18 protein-coding genes and 1 tRNA gene are annotated in these 19,307 nt (G+C 72.9%); 13 read left to right on the forward strand and 6 right to left on the reverse strand.

Translation table 11 applies throughout. The features are described 5' to 3' along the window. Nucleotides 1-37 precede the first annotated feature (37 nt). From plsX to BLV24_RS12530, 9 genes are all read left to right on the forward strand, one after another. Nucleotides 38-1,192: a phosphate acyltransferase PlsX gene (plsX, locus tag BLV24_RS12490; RefSeq protein ID WP_092682869.1), complete on the forward strand. Its 1,155-nt coding sequence runs from the start codon at nucleotides 38-40 to the stop codon at nucleotides 1,190-1,192. After that, nucleotides 1,189-2,166, forward strand: a complete 978-nt coding sequence (locus tag BLV24_RS12495) for a beta-ketoacyl-ACP synthase III (RefSeq protein ID WP_092682242.1) — start codon at nucleotides 1,189-1,191, stop codon at nucleotides 2,164-2,166. The genes plsX and BLV24_RS12495 overlap by 4 nt, the downstream gene beginning before the upstream one ends. A gap of 356 nt (nucleotides 2,167-2,522) precedes the next feature. After that, a complete protein-coding gene (gene ihfA, locus BLV24_RS12500) occupies nucleotides 2,523-2,825 on the forward strand; it encodes an integration host factor subunit alpha (RefSeq protein WP_092682244.1) in 303 nt (100 codons plus the stop codon). Between the two features lie 134 nt (nucleotides 2,826-2,959). After that, entirely contained in the window at nucleotides 2,960-3,544 is a 585-nt protein-coding gene (locus BLV24_RS22865) for a MerR family transcriptional regulator (RefSeq protein WP_092682246.1), read from the forward strand. Nucleotides 3,545-3,706: 162 nt separating this feature from the next. Beyond that, a tRNA-Pro gene (locus BLV24_RS12510) sits at nucleotides 3,707-3,783 on the forward strand. Nucleotides 3,784-3,861: 78 nt separating this feature from the next. Beyond that, a complete protein-coding gene (locus BLV24_RS12515) occupies nucleotides 3,862-4,980 on the forward strand; it encodes a 2'-deoxycytidine 5'-triphosphate deaminase (protein ID WP_092682248.1) in 1,119 nt (372 codons plus the stop codon). Between the two features lie 138 nt (nucleotides 4,981-5,118). Further along, nucleotides 5,119-5,676 carry an HdeD family acid-resistance protein gene (locus BLV24_RS12520; protein WP_092682250.1) on the forward strand — a complete coding sequence of 186 codons (558 nt, stop codon included), beginning with the start codon at nucleotides 5,119-5,121 and terminating at the stop codon, nucleotides 5,674-5,676. A 134-nt stretch (nucleotides 5,677-5,810) separates the two neighbouring features. Beyond that, nucleotides 5,811-7,025 (forward strand): signal recognition particle-docking protein FtsY, encoded by a 1,215-nt coding sequence (gene ftsY, locus BLV24_RS12525; RefSeq protein ID WP_092682253.1) that lies wholly within the window; start codon nucleotides 5,811-5,813, stop codon nucleotides 7,023-7,025. Nucleotides 7,026-7,068: 43 nt separating this feature from the next. Beyond that, nucleotides 7,069-7,983, forward strand: a complete 915-nt coding sequence (locus tag BLV24_RS12530) for an EamA family transporter (RefSeq protein WP_092682871.1) — start codon at nucleotides 7,069-7,071, stop codon at nucleotides 7,981-7,983. A gap of 324 nt (nucleotides 7,984-8,307) precedes the next feature. Here BLV24_RS12530 and BLV24_RS12535 read toward each other — a convergent pair whose 3' ends face one another. Continuing rightward, nucleotides 8,308-8,865, reverse strand: coding sequence for a fasciclin domain-containing protein (locus BLV24_RS12535; RefSeq protein ID WP_092682255.1), 558 nt, complete (start codon nucleotides 8,863-8,865; stop codon nucleotides 8,308-8,310). 242 nt (nucleotides 8,866-9,107) lie between these two features. Between BLV24_RS12535 and BLV24_RS12540 the strand changes: the two genes are divergently transcribed. Further along, the gene (locus tag BLV24_RS12540) at nucleotides 9,108-9,941 is read left to right on the forward strand and encodes an enoyl-CoA hydratase (protein WP_092682257.1); all 834 of its coding nucleotides are present in this window, start codon (nucleotides 9,108-9,110) and stop codon (nucleotides 9,939-9,941) included. Between the two features lie 203 nt (nucleotides 9,942-10,144). Here the strand turns inward: BLV24_RS12540 and BLV24_RS12545 are convergent, their stop codons facing one another. Beyond that, nucleotides 10,145-10,522 carry a VOC family protein gene (locus tag BLV24_RS12545; RefSeq protein ID WP_092682259.1) on the reverse strand — a complete coding sequence of 126 codons (378 nt, stop codon included), beginning with the start codon at nucleotides 10,520-10,522 and terminating at the stop codon, nucleotides 10,145-10,147. A gap of 40 nt (nucleotides 10,523-10,562) precedes the next feature. On the opposite strand from BLV24_RS12545, the gene BLV24_RS12550 reads away from it, so the two are divergent. Together BLV24_RS12550 and BLV24_RS12555 are read left to right on the forward strand one after the other, a co-directional pair. After that, nucleotides 10,563-11,159, forward strand: coding sequence for a winged helix-turn-helix transcriptional regulator (locus tag BLV24_RS12550; RefSeq protein WP_092682262.1), 597 nt, complete (start codon nucleotides 10,563-10,565; stop codon nucleotides 11,157-11,159). 193 nt (nucleotides 11,160-11,352) lie between these two features. Continuing rightward, nucleotides 11,353-12,342 carry an NAD(P)H-dependent flavin oxidoreductase gene (locus BLV24_RS12555; RefSeq protein WP_092682264.1) on the forward strand — a complete coding sequence of 330 codons (990 nt, stop codon included), beginning with the start codon at nucleotides 11,353-11,355 and terminating at the stop codon, nucleotides 12,340-12,342. A gap of 36 nt (nucleotides 12,343-12,378) precedes the next feature. Here the strand turns inward: BLV24_RS12555 and BLV24_RS21595 are convergent, their stop codons facing one another. Then, the gene (locus tag BLV24_RS21595; RefSeq protein WP_143040308.1) at nucleotides 12,379-13,512 is read right to left on the reverse strand and encodes an endonuclease/exonuclease/phosphatase family protein; all 1,134 of its coding nucleotides are present in this window, start codon (nucleotides 13,510-13,512) and stop codon (nucleotides 12,379-12,381) included. 595 nt (nucleotides 13,513-14,107) lie between these two features. On the opposite strand from BLV24_RS21595, the gene BLV24_RS12565 reads away from it, so the two are divergent. Further along, nucleotides 14,108-15,304: a M24 family metallopeptidase gene (locus BLV24_RS12565; RefSeq protein WP_092682266.1), complete on the forward strand. Its 1,197-nt coding sequence runs from the start codon at nucleotides 14,108-14,110 to the stop codon at nucleotides 15,302-15,304. Here the strand turns inward: BLV24_RS12565 and BLV24_RS12570 are convergent. From BLV24_RS12570 to guaB, 3 genes are all read right to left on the reverse strand, one after another. Next, nucleotides 15,294-16,676, reverse strand: coding sequence for a cation:proton antiporter domain-containing protein (locus BLV24_RS12570; protein ID WP_092682268.1), 1,383 nt, complete (start codon nucleotides 16,674-16,676; stop codon nucleotides 15,294-15,296). The two genes, BLV24_RS12565 and BLV24_RS12570, sit on opposite strands and share 11 nt — an antisense overlap. A 210-nt stretch (nucleotides 16,677-16,886) precedes the next feature. Then, on the reverse strand, nucleotides 16,887-17,549 hold the full coding sequence (locus BLV24_RS12575; protein ID WP_092682271.1) for a glutathione S-transferase family protein: 663 nt from the start codon (nucleotides 17,547-17,549) through the stop codon (nucleotides 16,887-16,889). 253 nt (nucleotides 17,550-17,802) lie between these two features. Beyond that, complete coding sequence (gene guaB, locus BLV24_RS12580; protein WP_092682273.1) at nucleotides 17,803-19,260, reverse strand: IMP dehydrogenase; 1,458 nt, start codon at nucleotides 19,258-19,260, stop codon at nucleotides 17,803-17,805. Nucleotides 19,261-19,307 lie beyond the last annotated feature (47 nt).

Raw genomic sequence — 19,307 nt, forward strand, 5'->3', positions numbered from 1 at the left:
CGGACTCTCTCATGAAACGGTCGCCGAAGCGCATCAGATGACCTTTCTCAGCTCCTCCCACGACGACGATGACGACGACGGCTTCAGCCGTGGCCGCAATGACGGGCCCGCCCGCGGCGGCGTGATCTCGGTCGACGCCATGGGCGGCGATCGCGGCCCGGCCGCGGTGATCGGCGGCATGTCGATCTCGGCCCGCCGCAATCCCGACATCCGCTTCATCGTCCATGGCGACGAGGCCGAGCTCACCCGCCTGATGCGCCGCCGCGGCGCGCTCGCGGAACGCACCGAGATCCGCCACGCGCCCGAGATCGTGCCGATGGGGGCCAAGCCCTCGAAGGTCATGCGCCAGGCCCGCGGCACCTCGATGATGAGCGCCCTGCAGGCGGTGAAAAGCGGCGAGGCCTCGGTGGCCGTGTCCTGCGGCAACACCGGCGCGCTGATGGCGCTGGCCATGCTGGCCCTGCGCCGGGCGCCGGGCGTCGACCGCCCCGCGATCGCGGTGTTCTGGCCCTCGCGCGGGCCGGCGGGTCACAACATCGTGCTGGATGTGGGCGCCGATATCCGCGCCGATCCGCGCAATCTGCTGCAATACGCGGTCATGGGCGCGGAATACGCCCGCGTCGGCCTCGGGCTCGAACAGCCCCGCGTCGGCCTGCTCAATGTCGGCGCCGAGGAGAGCAAGGGCGGCGAGACCCTGCACGACGCCCATGAGATGATCGGCGCCGCCGCCGGGCGGACGGGCGCGGGGTTCTCCTATGTCGGCTTCGTCGAGGGCGGGGACATCCTGTCCACCCGCTGCGACGTCATCGTCACCGACGGATTCACCGGCAATGTCGCGTTGAAGACCGCCGAAGGCACCGCCAAGCTGATCTCCGACAGCCTGAAGGACGCGTTCCGCCACACCTGGCTGTCGCGGCTCGGCGCGCTCGCGGCCTGGACGTCGCTGCGGCGGCTGGGCAAGCGCATCGACCCGCGCCGGGTCAATGGCGGCGTGTTTCTCGGGCTCAACGGATCGGTGGTCAAAAGCCACGGGTCCGCAGACGCCACCGGCGTGGCCTCCGCCATCAAGCTGGCCGCGACCATGGGTCTGTCCGGCTTCGAACGTCGCGTGGCCGAACAGGTTGCCAACACCTTCCCCGGCCGGGAAACTGCGCCCGGGGAATCGACCAGGAGCGGGAAGAGCACAGGATGACCGTCACGCGCGCCGTGCCCATGGGATGCGGCCACCATCTGCCCGACCGGGTTGTCGAGAACGCCGAGTTCGCCGCCACCCTGGATACGACGGACGAGTGGATCCGCTCCCGATCCGGCATCGAGCGCCGGCATTTCGCAGCGAAGGACGAGAAGACCTCGGACCTCGCCATTCCGGCCGCCGAGCGCGCGCTGAAGGCGGCGGGGCTGGAGGCGTCGGATATCGACGCCATCGTGCTCGCCACCGCCACCCCGGACGAGACCTTCCCCGCCACCGCCACCCGCGTGCAGCAGGCCATCGGCATGCGCTCGGGCTTCGCCTTCGACATCCAGGCGGTCTGCGCGGGCTTCATCTACGCGGTGGCCACGGCGAATTCGCTGATCGTCTCGGGCCAGGCGAAGACGGTGATGGTGATCGGGGCGGAGACGTTCTCGCGCATTCTCGACTGGACCGACCGCTCCACCTGCGTGCTGTTCGGCGACGGCGCCGGCGCGCTGATCCTGACGGCGGAGCAGGGGGCCGGCACGCTGACCGATCGCGGCGTGATGTCGGTGAAGCTGCATTCCGACGGCGACCATCACGACCTGCTCTATGTGGACGGCGGGCCGTCCTCCACGGGCCGGGCGGGCTGCGTGCGCATGCAGGGGCAGAAGGTCTTCCAGCACGCGGTCAACAAGCTGGCCGCGGTGGCGCATGAGGCGCTGGACGATATCGGCGCCACCTCCGCGGATGTGGACTGGATGGTGCCCCACCAGGCCAACAGCCGGATCATCGAATCCACCGCCCGCAAGACCGGGCTGCCGATGGAGAAGGTGGTGATGACCGTGCAGAATCACGGCAACACCTCCGCCGCCTCGATCCCGCTGGCGCTTTCCGAGACGGTCGCCGCCGGGCGCATCGCCAAGGGCGACCTGCTGCTGATGGAGGCCATCGGCGGCGGTCTGGCCTGGGGCGCCGCGGTGATGCGCTGGTAGGTCTCCGACGCGCGCCCGGGCTGCGGATCCCGGCGCGACAGCGACGCGTCTCGCTCAGGCCGGGACTCAGCCGAGCCTCGCAACGAATTGACCCGTTGTGATTTTTTCGGGCGGCGCGGGATTGTCGCGGCGCCCCGACATCGCGCCCGCCCCGGCGCCTTGACGCCGCGCCCCATGGGGCCGGGACGGTTTCGCCGCCGTCCTGAACCCATCTCTGCGCCGCTCTCGCCAAGTCATTGACATTGACTCTGAAATCCCCGCGCGCCTACGTTCTTCCCGCGGTCGGAAACAGTTCCGGCCGATGATCAACGCATCAACGCGGCCTCGGTCGCGGCAGAACGGCGGGGGGCCTGCGGATGGCGAACAAGACCCACACGCGGCTGGACCTGACGGAAGCGGTCTACCGGGAAGTCGGCCTGAGCCGGAACGAATCGGCCGAGCTGGTCGAAAGCATTCTGGCCCATGTCTCGGACTCCCTGGTGAAGGGCGAGACGGTGAAGATCTCCTCCTTCGGCACCTTCCAGGTCCGCCAGAAAGGCGCCCGCATGGGCCGCAATCCCAAGACCGGCGAGGAAGTGCCGATCGAGCCGCGCCGGGTGCTGGTGTTCCGCCCCTCGCATATCCTCAAGGACCGTATCAACGCGTCGCTGAGCGAGTGAACGTCGGCGGCGACGGGGGCCTCGCCCTCCGCGCCTGACGCCCCCCTCCTTTCCGGTCGTCGGCGCGCGCTTCGCGCCGGCGCCCTGCCCGACCCAGACAGCGTTCGCCGAAGCCGCGACGGAGCCCGCCCCGCATGGACAAGTCCCCCGCCGCGTTCCGCACCATCTCCGAAGTGTCGGAGACGTTGGACGTGCCGGCGCATGTGCTGCGCTTCTGGGAGTCGAAGTTCCCGGCGGTGAAGCCGGTGAAGCGGGGCGGCGGGCGGCGCTATTACCGGCCCGAGGACGTGACCCTGCTGGTCGGCATCCGCGAGCTGCTCTACGATGACGGCCTGACCATCAAGGGCGTCCAGAAGATCTTCCGGGAGAAGGGCGCGCGCCACGTCACCCGCCGCGGCGCCGAGCATCTGGGCGAGGCCTTGCCCGAGGATGCGGCCCCCGCGCCCAGTCCTGCGCCGGCGCCCGCGCCCGCTCCTGCCCCCGCGCCGGAAGCGGAGGCCGCGCCGGAGCCGGTCCTTGATCTCGCCCCCCCCGCGCCGGCCAGGGCGCCGGAGCCCGCCCCCCCGGCGACTGAAAGCGCGACGACCGAAGCCGAGCCCGACCCGGCGCCCGCGCCCGCCGAACCCGACCCGGCCGACGCGGAACGGATTCGCGCCGCCATCTCCCGCCTCGAAGCCCTGCGCGACCGTCTGCGCTCGGAACCCGCGCCGCGAAGCTGAGATCGTCGCCGTCGCCGACTTCATCGCCGTCGCCGTGGCGCCCGGCCGCGTCCGAAATCCCGTGAAAACCGCCTCCGCCCCCTGCCCTTGCGCAAGGCGTCGGAAATTCACGCGGGCCGGGTCTTGCCACGGGTCGCGCGCCCGTCTAAACCCCCGCTCGAACGGGCTGTAGCGCAGCTTGGTAGCGCGTCCGTCTGGGGGACGGAAGGTCGTGAGTTCGAATCTCGCCAGCCCGACCAGTTAAGCGCCAGCCGGCAACGGCTGGCGCTTTTCGCATGCGCCGGCCCCCCAGGCCGACCAGAAGGGGAGGCACGCGGATGGCCCAGTCCGGAACCGACGCGCAGGGGAACGCCCCCGCCGGCGTCCTCCCCTCCCAGACCCTGCGGGCGATGATCGCCTCGGGCGCCATCTCGGCCCCCGGCGGCGTGCCCGAGGCGCTGATCCAGCCCGCCAGCCTCGACCTGCGTCTCGGCGACCGCGCCTGGCGGATCCGCGCCTCCTTCCTCGCCGGACAGGGCAAGACCGTGGCCGAGCGTGCCGAGCGATTCTCCATGCATGAGATCGACCTGCGCCCCGGCGCGGTCCTGGAGAAGGGCTGCGTCTACCTCGTGCCGTTGCAGGAGCGGATGCGCCTGCCCGGCGACGTCTCGGCCATGGCCAACGCGAAAAGCTCGACCGGGCGGCTGGACCTGCTGACCCGGCTGATCGCCGACAACGGGGTGGAGTTCGACCGGATCGAGCCGGGCTATGACGGCCCGCTCTACGCCGAGATCAGCCCGCGGTCGTTCTCGGTGCTGGTGCGCCCGGGGATGCGGCTGAACCAGATCCGCCTGCGCCGCGGCGATCTCACGATGGACGACGACGCCCTGCGCGCGCTGCATGCCGCGGAGCGGCTGGTGGACGGTGAGGCGCATATCGACGGCGGGCTGGGCTTTTCCGTGGACCTGACGCCGCGCGGCGCGGCCCCGGTGGGCTGGCGGGCGCGCGCCCATGCCGGGCTGATCGACCTCGACCGCATCGGCGCCTATGAGCCGACCGAATTCTTCGACCCGATCCATCCCGCGCCGGGCGGCGGCGTGATCCTCGATCCGGGCGCCTTCTACATCCTGGTCAGCCGCGAGGCGGTGCATATCCCGCCCCTCTACGCCGCCGAGATGCAGCCCTATCACGCCATGGCGGGCGAATTCCGCGTCCACTACGCGGGCTTTTTCGACCCCGGCTTCGGCCATGCCGCGGCGGGGGGCGCCGGGGCGCGGGGCGTGCTGGAGGTGCGCTGCTACGAGGCCCCCTTCGCGCTGGAGCATGGGCAGGTGGTCGGACGGCTGGTCTACGAGCCCATGGCCGAGGCGCCGGACCGGCTTTACGGAACCGATGTCGGCTCGAACTACCAGGGCCAGGGGCTGAAGCTCGGCAAGCAGTTCCGCGACCCGGCCTGAGGCGGACCGCGGGCGCCCTCCCGCCCCCATCAGACGTCACGTCGCCTTGCGCGCCGGATCGAGGCGCCCTTGAGTGGCCGCCCGGACGGGCCGCGCCAGGAGGGCGCGCCCGCCGCCCAGACTGACCGGAGACTTCCGATGTCCCACACCCCCGAACCCATCGGCGAAACCCTGTCGCGCAACTGGGGCTGGATCGCCGGCGCCGGCGCGCTGCTGATCGCCATGGGCGTGCTGGCGATCCTCGCGCCCTTCTTCGCATCGGTCGCCATCGGCATGTGGATCGGGTTCGCCTTCCTGATCGCCGGCATCGGGCAGGTCGTGCAGGCCATGCGCGACGGCGGCTGGAAGGAATCGCTGGGGCACATGCTGATCGGCGCGGTCTACGTGATCGGCGGGCTGCTCGCGATCTTCGATCCGCTGGCGGGGCTCTTCGCCTTCTCGCTGATCGTTGTGGTGATGCTGGCGATCTCGGGCGGGGTGCGGCTGGCGCAGGGGCTGCGGATGCGGCCGGCCAAGGGCTGGGGCTGGATGGCGGCCTCGGGCGCCGTGGGGCTGGCGGCGGCGCTGATCATCTACGCCTCCTTCCCCGGCGCGGCCTTGTGGCTGCTTGGGCTGCTGGCCGGCATCTCCTTCGTCATGGACGGAACCACGCTGCTGGGCCTGGGCCTGGCGGCGCGCAGGGCCGGGCGGGGCTGAACGCCCCCTCTCCAGGGTTTGCAGCCGGCGGATAGAGGGCGCGCGCAGGGTCGCGCGCCCTTTCCTCTGCGCCGCCGCCGCGCTATTCCGGCCCCTGCCCGGGGTCTGCGGCCCGGGCGGCGCCGGGAGTTCTCATGTCGTTTTTCTCGAAGCTCAAGTCTCGCCTTACGAAGTCCTCTTCGCGGCTCGACCAGGGGCTGGACGCGCTGATGGAGACGGGCGAGCCCGAGGCGCCCGAAGCCGCCGCTCCGGCGCCCGTTGCGGAGCCCACGCCCGAACCGCAGCCGGCGCCGCGAGCCGAGCCTGCGCCGGCGCCCGCGCCCCGAACCGAACCGGCCCCCCTATCGACGCCCGTATCGACGCCCGAACCGGCCCCCGCGCCGGCGCCGCAGGCGGAGGCCCCGAAGCGCGGCTTCTTCTCCCGCCTCATCGGCGGCGGCGGAGAGCCCGCGCCCGGCGCCGCGACCTCCCCCCCCTCCGCCCCCAGAGCGCCCGAGCGCAAGCGGGTGCTCGACGACGATCTGCTCGAACAGCTGGAGGAACTGCTGATCTCCGCCGATCTGGGGGTGGACGCGGCGCTGCGCGTCTCCGCCAATCTGGCCGAGGGCCGCTTCGGCCGGCGCGTCGGCGCCTCCGAGATCAAGGCCCTTCTGGCCGAGGAGGTCGCCCGCGTGCTGGAGCCCGTGGCGCGGCCCCTGCCGCTGACCGGGCTGAAGCCGCAGGTGGTGCTGGTGGTCGGCGTCAACGGCTCGGGCAAGACCACCACCATCGGCAAGCTCGCCATGCAGCTGCGCGGCGCCGGCAAGTCGGTGATGATCGCGGCCGGCGACACGTTCCGCGCCGCGGCGGTCGAACAGCTTCAGGTGTGGGGGGAACGCGCGGGCGTGCCGGTGATGACCGCGCCCCAGGGCTCGGACCCCGCGTCCCTCGCCTTCGACGCGCTGACCCGCGCCCAGGACGAGGGCGCGGACCTGCTGCTGATCGACACCGCCGGACGCCTCCAGAACCGCGCGGACCTGATGGCGGAGCTGGAGAAGATCGTCCGCGTGATCCGCAAGAAGGACCCCACCGCGCCGCATGACACCCTGCTGGTGCTGGACGCGACCGTGGGCCAGAACGCGCTGAGCCAGGTGGAGCTGTTCCGCAAGGCCGCCGACGTCACCGGGCTGGTGATGACCAAGCTGGACGGCACCGCCAAGGGCGGCGTGCTGGTGGCGCTGGCCGACCGTTTCGGCCTGCCGATCCACGCCATCGGCGTGGGCGAGAGCATCGAGGATCTCGCCCCCTTCGACCCCGAGGAATTCGCCCGGGCGCTGGTCGGCATGGCCGGACCGGAGGACATCGCGTGACGTCGCCGCCGCCTCGCGCGCTCCGCCCGGAGACGCGAACATGCTGACGGACCTGGTGCTTTCCGTCGAAGGCACCGAATTCGCGGCCACCCTGGCCCTGATCCTCGCGCTGTGCTCGGCCTTGGCCCATGCGGTGCTCGGCACGCTTCAGAAATCCCGCTACGACCCGTGGGAGGCGCGGGGCGCCATCGACGCCTTCGTCTTCGTGATGGCGCTGATGGCCGGGCTTTTCATCCTGCCCTGGCCGGAACCCGAGATCATCCCGATCCTTTTCGGGGTCTGGGCCATCCACCTGTTCTACAAGTCCCTGCAGGCGCTGGCCTATGAGCGCGGCGCCTTCACCGTGGTCTACCCGGTGGCCCGCGGCACCGCCCCGATCTGCACGGTGATCTTCGCCTCCATCGCCTTCGGAGAGCATTTCGAGCCCGGCCAGTGGCTGGGCGTCGCGATGCTGTCGGGCGGGATCATGTCGCTGTCGGTGGTGAACCTGCGCGGCCGTGCGGTGTCGCTGCAATCGGAGACCATGCTCACCGCGCTCGGCCTCGCGCTGCTGACCGGGGTGATGATCGCGGTCTACACCACCTATGACGCCTGGGGCATCCGGCAGAGCGCGGACCCCTTCACCTTCATCGCCTGGTTCTTCGTGGCGGACGGGTGGAGCTTTCCGCTGATCGCCTGGCTGCGCCGCCGCAGGCGGGCCGAGGCCGACCGGCTGCCGCTGCGCCCGCTGATGTGGCGGGGGCTGGCGGGCGCGCTGATCGCCTTCGTCAGCTTCGGCTGCGTGATGCTGGCGACCCGGCTCGACAAGGTCGGCGAGGCGGTGGCCCTGCGCGAAACCTCGGTGATCTTCGCGGCCCTGCTGGGCTGGCTGGTCCTGCGCGAGCCGCTGGGCCCGGCCCGCGCCGGCCTGATGGCATTGATCGCGCTGGGGGCGGCGATGGTGGAGCTCGCCTCCTGACCCCAGGCGCGGCGCCGGCCCCCGCCTCCTGAGCTGACGTCGCAGCGTCGCGCGGGGCGGCTGCTCGGCTCCGATCCGGGCGCGGCCGCCTTCGACGATCCGATCCGCCCCGCCTGTCCCGCCCGCCTGTCCCGCCCGTCTGGCCCGCCCGTCTGGCCCGCCCGCCTGCGCCTGACGCGAAAACGCCCGCGTCGGCCGGGGCGCGACGCGGGCGTTCAACCGATGACGGACGGACCCGGGAGCCCGGGCGCGGAGACGAACGGGGTGTGAAAACGCCGCCGCCGCGCCGGGGGCCCGACGGGCCTCGTCCGCCGTCGGATCAGGTCACGACTTGGGCAGCAGCACCGTGTCGATCACGTGGATCACGCCGTTGGACTGCTCCACGTCGGGCTGGGTCACTGAGGCGACGTTGCCGTTCTCGTCCTCCAGCATGATGATCCCGTCCTTCTCCCAGGCGATCAGGTCGCAGCCGCCGATCGTGGGCACGACATGCTTGCCGCCATCGTCGGCGATCATGCCCTCGATGGCCGACGACATCGCCTTGGCCGAGACCACGTGGCAGGTCAGCACGGTCTGAAGGGTCTTCTTCATGTTGGGCTTGAGCAGGCTGTCGACCGTGCCCGCCGGCAGCGCGGCGAAGGCTTCGTTGGTCGGGGCGAAGACGGTGAAGGGCCCCTCGCCCTGGAGCGTCCCCGCGAGGCCCGCGGCCTTGACGGCGGCGACCAGGGTCGTGTGGTCCTTCGAGTTGACCGCGTTCTCGACGATGTTCTTGTTGGTGTACATCGGCGCGCCGCCCACCTGCGGATTGGCGGCGTAGGCGACGGTGGCGACGCCGGCGACGGCAGCGGCGGCGAGGGTCAGGGCGCGAAAGGCGTCTTTCATGGCGGAGATCTCCCGGTTGGTGCGTCGTCCCGCCAGCGGGGACGTTCGAGGGGAGTTACCGGCGCCGCGCGGGAAAAGTTTCGCGCACACGGTTCCGTGATCGCCGCGCGGCCTTTCGGGCGAAACGCCGCCGCGCCCGCCGGCCCGCTCTTTTCGCATGCGGCGCTGGCGCAAGCCGGCGCGGGATGGTTCTGTGTTCCCTGATCAGAGCCGCCAACCGGCCGACAAGGAGGAAACCCCGCATGACCGACTACACCCAGATTATCTACGATGTGACCGACCGGGTCGCGACCATCCGCTTCAACCGCCCCGACCGGCTCAACGCCTATACCGGGACCATGGCGGACGAACTGCGCGCCGCCATCTCGGAGGCCTCGGCCGACGCCGGCGTGCGGGCGATCGTGATGACCGGCGAGGGCCGCGGCTTCTGCGCCGGCGCCGACATGGAGGTGCTGCAGGGCATCGGATCAAGCGGCGGCGAGATCACCAGGAAGGCGGCGGAGCCCGACTTCTCCGCCGCGCCGGGCCCCGACGTGACCGCGGATTTCCCGGGCCGCTTCGGCTACATGTTCGCCTGTCCCAAGCCGATCATCGCCGCCATCAACGGCCCCTGCGCGGGGATCGGCATGGTGCTGGCGCTGTTCGCCGACCTGCGCTTCGCCGCGGCCGAGGCGCGGTTCACCACCGCCTTTTCCGCCCGCGGGCTGGTGGCGGAGCATGGCATGGCCTGGCTGCTGCCCCGGCTGGTGGGCGAGGCCAACGCGCTCGACCTTCTGCTGACCTCGCGCAAGTTCGACGGGACCGAGGCGCAGGCGCTCGGGCTGGTCAACAAGGCGATCCCGGGGGCGGATCTGATGGCCCATGTCCACGCGGTCGCGAAGTCCATGGCCGATGAGGTCTCGCCCCGCTCGATGGCGGTGATGAAGCGGCAGGTGCGCGCCTCCTACCACCAGAGCTTCGCCGAGTCGCTCACCGCGGCGGATGCGGAGATGGACGGCAGCTTCAAGGCGCCGGACTTCAAGGAAGGCGTGCAGAGCTTCGTGGAAAAGCGCGCGCCGGCCTTCGCCAGCGTCTGAGCCTCACGCTCCGATCCCGCGTCCGGCGCCGGCCCGAAACGGCCCCGCCGGGCGCCCCCTTCTCCGCGCGCCGCGGGCGCCCCCTTCTCCGCGCGCCGCGGGCGCCCCCATTTCCGCGCGCCGCGGGCGCCCCCATTTCCGCGCGCCGCGGGCGCGACGCCCCAACCCGGCGCCCGGGCCGACGCGGCGCCCCCGCCCCGCCGTCAGGCGCCGCCGGTCAGGTCCTGCGCGACCATCAGCGCGTTGCCGTCCGGATCGTAGAAGGTGGCCGTGGCCACCATGCCCTCGATCACCTCGGTCTCGCCGTCAAAGCGCACCCCCGCCGCCTCCAGCCCCGCGCGCGCCGCCGCGATGTCGGCCACGCCGAAAACCGGGACCGTGTTGCCGGGGCTCGGCTCCGCCTGCTCGCCCAGACCCAGCGTCACGCCCTCGGTCAGCGTGGAGAGCTCGCTCCAGCCCGCCTCGTCGGCGTGGTAGAGCGGCGCGAAGCCCAGCATCTCCGCGTACCACGCGGCGCTGGCATGGCGATCCCGCACCGAGATCGCGAGGGTTATCGTGGACTGGAGCGAGGCGGCGGGCATGGGCTTCCCTTTCCGGCATGAAGTATATTAACTATACAAAATGGACATTGAGTTTCTTGTCAAGCTGACTGCGCGCGCCTGGTCGCTCAGCATCCTCGCCCGACTTGACGCCGGGGTTCCCGGCCGGCAGGCGCCGCTGCTCGCCGCCACGGGCGCCGGGCGGACCGCCTTCGCCCAAAGCCTCGCCCATCTGCACGCCCTGGGCCTGCTGGAGCGCAATCCCGGCCATGGCCACCCGCTGCGCCCGGAATTCCGACTCACGCCCCAGGGCCGCGCCGCCGCCGCCGCCGCCGCGCGGATGGAACGGGCGGGCGCGGGCGAGGCGCTGTTGCGGCGGGCCTGGACCGCCCCCGTGCTCGCCGCGTGCCGGGAGCCGCGGCATTTCAACCAGATCCGCGCCGCGCTTCCGCCCATCACCGACCGGGCGCTGTCCCAGTCGCTCAAGCGGCTGGAGACCCAGCGTTGGCTGCGGCGCGAGGTGGCCGCGGACCGGCGCCCGCCGCGTCCCGTCTACCAGGCGGTCGATGCGGGGGCCGAAATCGCCCGCGCCGTCCAGGCGCCCCTCCCCGTCCCTATCCCCGTCCCCGCCCCCGCCCCCGCTCCCGCCCCGGCCCCCGCGCCCGGCAGGCCGGCCTGAGACGGCTCCGCCCGGCGCCCCCGCCTCAGCGCGCCGCGGGCGTCCGGGCGCAGTCGGGTGCGCGCCCCGACGCGGCGCCTTTCGCATCCCTGATATCCGCCGCCCACGCCTCGAATGTCCGACAATCCGACTTGACGCCGCCCCTCCCCCGTCGCACCCCTGAGCCAACCGTCCAGCCACCGGAGCCCGCCCCATGACCCTCGACGACCTGCTCGGCCAGCTCGAGATCCCCGCGATCGTCGCGCCGATGTTCCTCGTCTCCAACCCCGCGATGACGCTGGCCGCCTGCTCCGAGGGCATGGTCGGCTCCTTCCCCGCCCATGGCACCCGCACGCGCGAGACCTTCGAGGCCTGGCTGATCGAGATGCGCGAAGGCATGGCCCGCCTGCACGACCGCGACCCCGCCGAAGGCAAGGTCGCCCCCTTCGCGGTGAACCTGGTCATGCACGCCTCGAACGAGCGTCTGGCCGGCGATCTCGACCTTGTGGTGCGCCACAAGGTGCCGCTGGTCCTCACCTCGAAGTCCACGCCCGAGGGCGCGGTGGAGCGCATCCACGACTATGGCGGCATCGTCCTGCATGACGTGGCCTCCAGGCGGCATGCGGAAAAGGCGCTGGCCGCCGGGGTCGACGGGCTGATCGCGGTGGCCGGCGGCTCGGGCGGGCATTGCGGCACGCTCAACCCGTTCTCGCTGGTCAACGAGATCCGGCGGATGCATTCGGGCGCGGTGGCGCTGGCCGGCGGCATGACCACCGGGCGCGACGTGATGGCGGCGGAGGCGATGGGCGCCGATCTCGCCTATATCGGCACCCGCTTCATCGCCACGGAGGAATCCGACGCCGCCCCCGGCCACAAGCGCATGATCCTCGACAGCGTGGCGACCGACGTGATGCTGTCGTCCGCCATCGACGGCGCGCCGGGCAACTGGCTCGCGCCCAGCCTGGTCGCCGCCGGCATCGACCTGGAGGAGCTGAAGGTCACCCGCCCCGGCCGCATCCAGTCCAACCACGAGAAGAAGCGCTGGAAGGACATCTGGACCGCCGGGCACGGGATCGGGAATATCGACGACGTCCCCTCCACCGCCGCGCTCTGCCGGCGGCTGAAGGCCGAGTACCGCGCCGCGCGCGAGGGGTTCGGACGGCGGCTCGCGCAGGACGCCGCCGCGGATGAGCGGGCGGCCTGAGAAGGGCCGCGCCCGCCCGGATTTCGCCCCTGCCGGTCAGCCCCCGGGATCGGCATCGGACCCGGCATCGGGCGCGGCGTCGGGCGCGGCGCGTTCGGTCGGGCTTTGCGGGGGATGCAGCCGCAGGCGGGCCACCTGCGCCAGGTGGTCCGATCCCGGGACCGGGACCATCCGGATCGACAGCACCTCGACCGAGGGCGTGACCATCATGTGATCGATGGCGAGCCCCAGCCAGGGCCGCAGCGCCCGCGCCGCCGCGCCCGCGCCGGGCAGCCAGCTCGGCCGCCATCCGCCGACCTGGCGGGCGCGGAGCGCGCCGGCGATCTCCGCCAGTTCCGGGGCCCAGGGCGGGGCGTTGAAGTCGCCGACCGCCACCAGCGGGTCGGCGGCGATCTGCCCGAACTGGGCATGTCCCGCGCGCTGGTTCACATGGCTCTGGAAAAACGGCGAGGCGAAGTGCACGCCCACCACCCGCAGCATCCGGCCGGGCGCGATCTGCACATCCACCGCGCTGCGCGCCGGCATCCGGCGGAAGAACAGGATGCGGGGGCTGAGCCGGGCGGGATGCGGGCTCAGCGCCGTGACGCTGATCCAGGGATAGCGCGCGAGGACCGGGTCGCCCAAGGGCGCGGCGGCGGGCGTGTTCAGCGCGGCGGCGAGGGGGCCGCCCGGGCGGGCGTCGGCTTCGATCAGCACGGTCACGTCGGGCGAGAGCGCGGCCAGCGCCGCCAGCGCCTCCTTCATGCGGGGGTTGCCCCTGCGGATGTTCGCCGAGACCAGGGTGATGTCGATCGGCCCCCCGTCTTCGACCTCGCCCCCGTCTTCGACCCCGCCCCCGTCCTCGCCCCCGCGTTCGGGCGCGCCGATGGCGGCGGCGGCGGACAGGCCGGGCGCCGCCGCCCGCCCTTCCGCGGGGGGCGCCTGCGCTGCGCGCCAGACCGGGCCCAGCCCCGTCCCCACGCCCCACCCGGTCGCGAGCCCCAGCCCCAGCCCCCCTGCCGCCAGCGCCATGCCCAGCGCCGCCGCCGGCGAGGGCCAGCGCAGCAGCGCGATCCCCGCCGCGGCCAGCGCCGCCAGCACCACCAGATGCAGCCGCACGGCCTGCAGCGCCACCAGCGCCTGCTGCGCCAGGTCGAGCGGAACCCAGCCGGGGATCGGATCCGGCGTCATTTCCCGGGCGCCCTCGCGCCGCCCGCGCCCGGGCGGGCGAAGGCGACGGCTACGGCGACGGCGCTGACGCGCGGGCGGAAAGGACGTGCGGCGCGGCGCATGGCGGAACTCACCCGGAAAAGGAGACGCGACAGTCCCCGGGGCCGCCGCGGTTTCCCAAGTCCTGACCTCGCCCGGAGCGCCATGGCAAGAGCGCGCGGCGCAAGCTGTCGTGAAATCCGCCGCGACGCCGCTCGGCCCGCCTCCCCGCGCCGCCCCGCAGGCCGCGACGCGGCCGGAGACGAAAGGAATGCCTCGCAGAGGCGCCGCCGAGCCGCCTTCCGCCCTCGATCACGCCCGCCGCGGGATCGGATCGTCGCGCCTCCGTCACCGCGTGTTAACCCTTCTCGCCGACTGTTTCAGGCGCCGCCCGACCGCGCCCCGGCGACCCCGCGGCCCCACGTCGCCCCGGTCCGGCCCTTGATAGGGCGCCCCGCGGCGCCGCAGGCTCGCCAGCAGGGGACGCCGACGCAAGCCGCCCGGCCCGCGACCGCGCCCCCCGCCTCGCCCCGCGCGCCCGCGCCCCGCCGGCCGCCCTTCCGACCACGGAGCCCAGATGCCGGCCATCGCCCCCGCCTTCTCCGCCGCCGAATACGCCCGCCGCCTCGCCCTGACCCGCGCCGAGATGCGGGCCCGCGGCCTCGACGCGCTGTTCTGCGAAGACCCGTCCAACATGGCCTGGCTGACCGGCTATGACGGCTGGTCCTTCTACGTCCATCAGGGCGTGCTGGTGACCCACGACGCCGACCCCTTCTGGTGGGGCCGCCGCATGGACGCCGAGGGCGCCAAGCGCACCGCCTGGCTCTCCGACGACCGCCTGCGCTCCTACAACGACGACTTCGTGCAGGCCGTCGACCGTCACCCGATGCAGGACCTCGCGGCCCTGCTGCGCGAGCTCGGCCTCGCCCGCGCCGCCATCGGGGTGGAGCTGGACAACTACTATTACTCCGCCCGCGCCCATCTCACGCTCGCCCATGAGCTGCCCGAGGCGCATCTCTCCGACGCCACCGCCCTGGTGAACCGCCTGCGCGCCGTGAAATCGGACGAGGAGCTGGTGTTCATGCGCCGCGCCGCGAAGATCTCCGAGCGGATCCAGGACGTGGCCTATGAGAAGATCGAACCCGGCCTGCCCAAGAACCTGCTGGCCGCCGAGATCATGTCCGAAGCGCTCAAGGGCTATGAGGAGGACGGCGAGCAGATCTGGGGCGACTACGCCGCCATCGTGCCGATGCTGCCCTCGGGCCCCGACAGCGCCGCCCCGCACCTGACCTGGGACGGCCGCCCCTTCCAGAAGGACGAGGCGACGTTCTTCGAGCTTTCGGGCTGCTATCGCCGCTACCACGCGCCGTTCTGCCGGACCGTTTGGCTGGGCAAACCCCCGCAGGAGATCCTCGACGCCGCCTCCGCCGTGGCCGAGGGGATCGAGGAGGGGCTGGAAGCCGGCCGCGCGGGCGCGCGCGCGTCGGACGTGGCGCGCGCGCTCTATTCGGCGCTGCACCGGGCCGGGCTGCAGAAGGAGGGGCGCTGCGGCTACGCGATCGGGCTCAGCTATCCGCCGGACTGGGGCGAGCGGACGATTTCGCTGCGGCTTTCGGACGACACGGTGCTGGAGCCGGGGATGACCTTCCACTTCATGCCCGCCCTGTGGACCGAGGCCTGGGGGCTGGAGATCACCGAGACCATCGTGATCCGCGACGACGGCCCGGCCGAGTGCCTCTGCAACCGCCCGAGGGAGCTTTTCGTCAAGGATTGAGCCGGGACCGCGGGGGCGCGGCGGGGTCGGTCCCCGCCTTCCCAGCCCCCGCCTTCTCCCCAAGCCCCGCCTTCTCAGCCCCGGCCTTCTCCCCAAGCCCGGCCTTCTCCCCATCTTCGGGCGCCTCGCCCGGCTCCCCCGCCTCATGCGCGAGCGCCGGGCCGAACAGCCGCGCGGCGGGGGCGGCGGTGGCCCCGTGCAGCAGGGCCGAGACCGCGACCGCCACCGCCGCCAGCGCCAGGATGGCCTCGCCATGGACCAGCGCGCCGCGGTCGAGCGCCAGCAGCGCGAACAGCGCCGTCGCCAGCCCCCGCGGCCCGAACCAGCCCAGGAACAGCCGCGTCCGCCACCCCGCCCCGGTCCCCGCCAGCGACAGCCAGATCGCCAGCGGCCGGATCGCGAACAGCGACAGGGCCAGCAGCGCGAGCTCCGCCGGCTCCACCCGCGCCAGGGCGCCGGGCAGAAGGGTCAGCCCGATCAGCAGGAACGCGCCGAGAACCAGCAGCCGGCCCTCGTTCTCCAGGAACTCGCCGACGAAGCCGCCCAGCGGCGAGGGACCGCGCGTCCGCCCGCCGTTGAGCCCGTCGCCAAAGGCCAGCCCGCCTGCGAAACAGGCGACGAAGGCGTTGCCGCCCAGGGTCTCGGCCAGGAAATAGGCGGCGGCGACGGCGGCCATGGCGGCCAGGCCCTCGGAATCCGCGCTGGTCAGCCGCCGCGCCCCGGCCGCCGCCAGCAGCCGCCCCGCGGCCAGGCCGACCGCGATCCCCGCCGCGATCCCGAAGCCGATCTGCGCCGCGGCGAAGCCCAGCCAGTCCGACCAGTCGGCGCCCCCTCGCCCCGCCACATCCTCGGCCGCGGCGAGCGACGCAAAGAGCAGCACCGCCGGCAGGGCCAGCCCGTCGTTCAGCCCGCTCTCCACCGTCAGCGCCCGGCGCACCCGCATCGGCAGCGCGGGGTTGGAGACCACCGCCTGCCCCAGCGCCGCGTCGGTGGGGGCGAGGATGGCGGCCAGCGCCGCGACCTCCCAGACCGGCCAGCCGGGCAGCAGCACCAGCCCCGCCGCCAGCCCCAGCGCCATCGCCAGCGGCAGGCCCAGCGCCAGCATCCGCGCCGGCCACAGATGCGCGCGGATCAGCGCCCGCGCATCGGTGCGCGAGGCGTCGGCGAAGAGCACCAGCGCCAGCGAGACCTCCGCCACCAGGTCGAAGGCGAGCGCCTGCGCCGCGCCCTCGCCGAACCCCGCATGCGCCAGCCCGAAGCCAAGGGCCACGAAGACGATGGGCGCGGTGATCGCCGTGGTCGCGAGGCGCCGGTAAAGCGCCGCGTAGGCGAAGACGACGATGGCGATGAGCAGCAGCGCGGAAGGAGGCATGGAACCCTTGGCGGATGACGCGGGCCGGATGGAGGGGGGCGAATGACGGGGGGGCCGGATGGCGGGGAAGGACGCCCTTCCGCAAGACTGCGCGTCCTTTCCGCGCCGGCGCAAGACCCCGCCGCGCCCGGCGCAAGACCCCGCCGCGTCCAGCGCAAGACCCCGCCGCGTCCGGCGCAAGACGTAGACGCGCCCGGCGGGCCGGGCGGCTCAGACCGCGAGCGGCGACGCCTCCGGCCAGGTCAGCCCCTGGCGGGCCAGCGTGCGGCGGAAGGCGGGCCGGGCCGCGGCCGCCGCGATCACCCGCGCGAGGTTCGGCCAGGTCCACATCGGACGCGGCATGTCCCGGCTCCACCGCGCCAGCATCGCCAGATGCAGGTCCAGCGCCGAAAAGCCGGAGGCGAGGAAGCTCGTCTCCCCCGCCACCGCCTGGTCGAGCAGCGCGAAATCCGCCTCCAGCCTGGCGATGCCGGCGGCGCGGACGCGGGGCTCGTCCTCGGGGCCGGCGGCCCAGCGCTCGGGGTAGAAATATTCGTGAAAGGTGACCTGCGGCGTGGTCGTCAGATGGAACAGCCATTGCAGGAACAGCGCGTGGTCCCGCCCGCCCGGCGCGGGGGCGAGGGCGGCGCCGGGCCGGGCGCCGGGATGCGCGCCGATCAGATGCAGCAGGATCGCCCCGGTCTCGAACAGCGTCAGGTCGCCGTCGATCAGCGTCGGGATGCGCCCCGAGGGGTTCAGCGCCAGGTAGTCGGGCGCCTTCTGGGCCCGCGTCGCGCGGTCGAGCAGACGCAGCTCGTAGTCGAGCCCCAGCTCCTCCATCACCGCCTGGGGCGCGATGGCGGCGGAGCCGGGGGCGTAATAGAGCGCGAGCATGGGCGGAGGCTCCGGGGTCGTGGGAAGGATGCGGGCGAGCGCGGGGACCTGAGCCGATTTCGCCGCGCCCGGCAAGGGCGGGCGCGCGGGGCATGGCCGCCGGGACCACCGGCGGCGAGGTTCCGGACGACACGGGCGGCGACCGGCGCATGGCCGACCTCGGAGAGGCCAGGTTCGAGGGCGGAGCCGCCTGAACGACGAAGGGCGGCCCCTGCGGACCGCCCCTGCGTCGTCTCCCGTTCCTTTGGCGGCGTCAGCCGACCCGGTAGTTCGGGCTCTCCTGGGTCATCTGCACGTCGTGGACGTGGCTCTCCCGCAGGCCGGCGCCGGTGATCCGCACGAAGCGCGAATTGGCGTGCATGTCCGCCACCGTCCGGGCGCCCGTGTAGCCCATCGCCGCCCGCAGCCCGCCGGTGAGCTGGTGCAGCACCGCCCCCGCCGCGCCCTTGTAGGCGACCCGGCCCTCGACGCCCTCGGGCACCAGTTTCTCGGCCGTGACCTCCTTCTGGAAGTAACGGTCGGCCGAACCGCGCGCCATGGCCCCGACGGAGCCCATGCCGCGATAGGCCTTGAAGGACCGCCCCTCCCACAGGATCAGCTCGCCCGGGGCCTCGTCGGTGCCGGCGAGGATCGAGCCGATCATCGCGCAATGCGCCCCCGCCGCGATCGCCTTGGCGAGGTCGCCGGAGAACTTGATGCCCCCGTCGGCGATGACCACGGAGCCATGCCGCGCGGCTTCCTCGGCGCAGTCCATGACCGCGGTCAGCTGGGGCACGCCCACGCCCGCCACGATGCGGGTGGTGCAGATCGAGCCCGGGCCGATGCCGACCTTCACCGCGTCCGCGCCGGCGTCGATCAGGGCGCGGGTGGCCTCGGCGGTGGCGACGTTTCCGGCCACCACCTGCACGGCGTTGGACAGCTTCTTGATGCGGGTCACCGCCTCGGCCACGGAGGCGGAATGGCCATGCGCGGTGTCGATGACGATGAGATCGGCCTGGGCGTCGATCAGCGCCTCGGACCGCGCGAAACCGGCGTCGCCGACGGTGGTCGCGGCGGCGACGCGCAGCCGGCCCAGCCCGTCCTTGCAGGCGCGCGGATGCAGCACCGCCTTTTCCAGGTCCTTGATGGTCAGCAGGCCCGAGAGCCGGCCTTCGGCGTTGACCACCAGCAGTTTCTCGATGCGGCGATCATGCATCCGGCGCCGCGCGTCTTCGGGCGTCACGGGCTCGGTCGCCACCACCAGGCGGTCCTGGGGGGTCATCATGGCGCGGACCGGGGTGGCCTCGTTCTCGGTGAAGCGCATGTCGCGGTTGGTGAGGATGCCGATGGGGCGGCCCTGCCCGTCGACGACCGGAAAGCCGGTGATCTTGTAGCGGGCCTGCATGGCGCGGGCGTCGGCGAGGGTCTGGTCGGGGCCGAGCGTGATCGGCTTGTAGACCATGCCGCTTTCGAACCGCTTGACCCGGCGCACCTGGTCGGACTGCTGGTCGATGGTCAGGTTGCGGTGGAGCACCCCGAGCCCGCCGGCCTGGGCCATGGCGATGGCCATGTCGCTCTCGGTCACGGTGTCCATGGCGGAGGACAGGAGGGGGATGTTGAGTTCGATTTCCTTGGTGACGCGGGTGCGCAGGTCGGCGTCGGCGGGGAGGACTTCCGAGGCCCCGGGCACAAGCAGCACGTCGTCGAAGGTATAGGCCTCGCGAATCTCCATGGGGTCCTCTTCAGGGCTGGGATCGGTTGGCGCTTCCCTCTGTCATG

The sequence above is a fragment of the Albimonas donghaensis genome (assembly GCF_900106695.1).
GTDB classification, from domain to species: Bacteria; Pseudomonadota; Alphaproteobacteria; order Rhodobacterales; family Rhodobacteraceae; genus Albimonas; species Albimonas donghaensis.

Excerpts from the sequence above, each read along its gene's own strand:
- plsX (WP_092682869.1), top strand. The coding sequence starts at position 38 with ATGACCTTTCTCAGCTCCTCCCACGACGACGATGACGACGACGGCTTC.
- BLV24_RS12495 (WP_092682242.1), top strand. The coding sequence starts at position 1,189 with ATGACCGTCACGCGCGCCGTGCCCATGGGATGCGGCCACCATCTGCCC.
- ihfA (WP_092682244.1), top strand. The coding sequence starts at position 2,523 with ATGGCGAACAAGACCCACACGCGGCTGGACCTGACGGAAGCGGTCTAC.
- BLV24_RS22865 (WP_092682246.1), top strand. The coding sequence starts at position 2,960 with ATGGACAAGTCCCCCGCCGCGTTCCGCACCATCTCCGAAGTGTCGGAG.
- BLV24_RS12515 (WP_092682248.1), top strand. The coding sequence starts at position 3,862 with ATGGCCCAGTCCGGAACCGACGCGCAGGGGAACGCCCCCGCCGGCGTC.
- BLV24_RS12520 (WP_092682250.1), top strand. The coding sequence starts at position 5,119 with ATGTCCCACACCCCCGAACCCATCGGCGAAACCCTGTCGCGCAACTGG.
- ftsY (WP_092682253.1), top strand. The coding sequence starts at position 5,811 with ATGTCGTTTTTCTCGAAGCTCAAGTCTCGCCTTACGAAGTCCTCTTCG.
- BLV24_RS12535 (WP_092682255.1), bottom strand. The coding sequence starts at position 8,865 with ATGAAAGACGCCTTTCGCGCCCTGACCCTCGCCGCCGCTGCCGTCGCC.
- BLV24_RS12540 (WP_092682257.1), top strand. The coding sequence starts at position 9,108 with ATGACCGACTACACCCAGATTATCTACGATGTGACCGACCGGGTCGCG.
- BLV24_RS12545 (WP_092682259.1), bottom strand. The coding sequence starts at position 10,522 with ATGCCCGCCGCCTCGCTCCAGTCCACGATAACCCTCGCGATCTCGGTG.
- BLV24_RS12550 (WP_092682262.1), top strand. The coding sequence starts at position 10,563 with ATGGACATTGAGTTTCTTGTCAAGCTGACTGCGCGCGCCTGGTCGCTC.
- BLV24_RS12555 (WP_092682264.1), top strand. The coding sequence starts at position 11,353 with ATGACCCTCGACGACCTGCTCGGCCAGCTCGAGATCCCCGCGATCGTC.
- BLV24_RS21595 (WP_143040308.1), bottom strand. The coding sequence starts at position 13,512 with ATGACGCCGGATCCGATCCCCGGCTGGGTTCCGCTCGACCTGGCGCAG.
- BLV24_RS12565 (WP_092682266.1), top strand. The coding sequence starts at position 14,108 with ATGCCGGCCATCGCCCCCGCCTTCTCCGCCGCCGAATACGCCCGCCGC.
- BLV24_RS12570 (WP_092682268.1), bottom strand. The coding sequence starts at position 16,676 with ATGCCTCCTTCCGCGCTGCTGCTCATCGCCATCGTCGTCTTCGCCTAC.
- BLV24_RS12575 (WP_092682271.1), bottom strand. The coding sequence starts at position 17,549 with ATGCTCGCGCTCTATTACGCCCCCGGCTCCGCCGCCATCGCGCCCCAG.
- guaB (WP_092682273.1), bottom strand. The coding sequence starts at position 19,260 with ATGGAGATTCGCGAGGCCTATACCTTCGACGACGTGCTGCTTGTGCCC.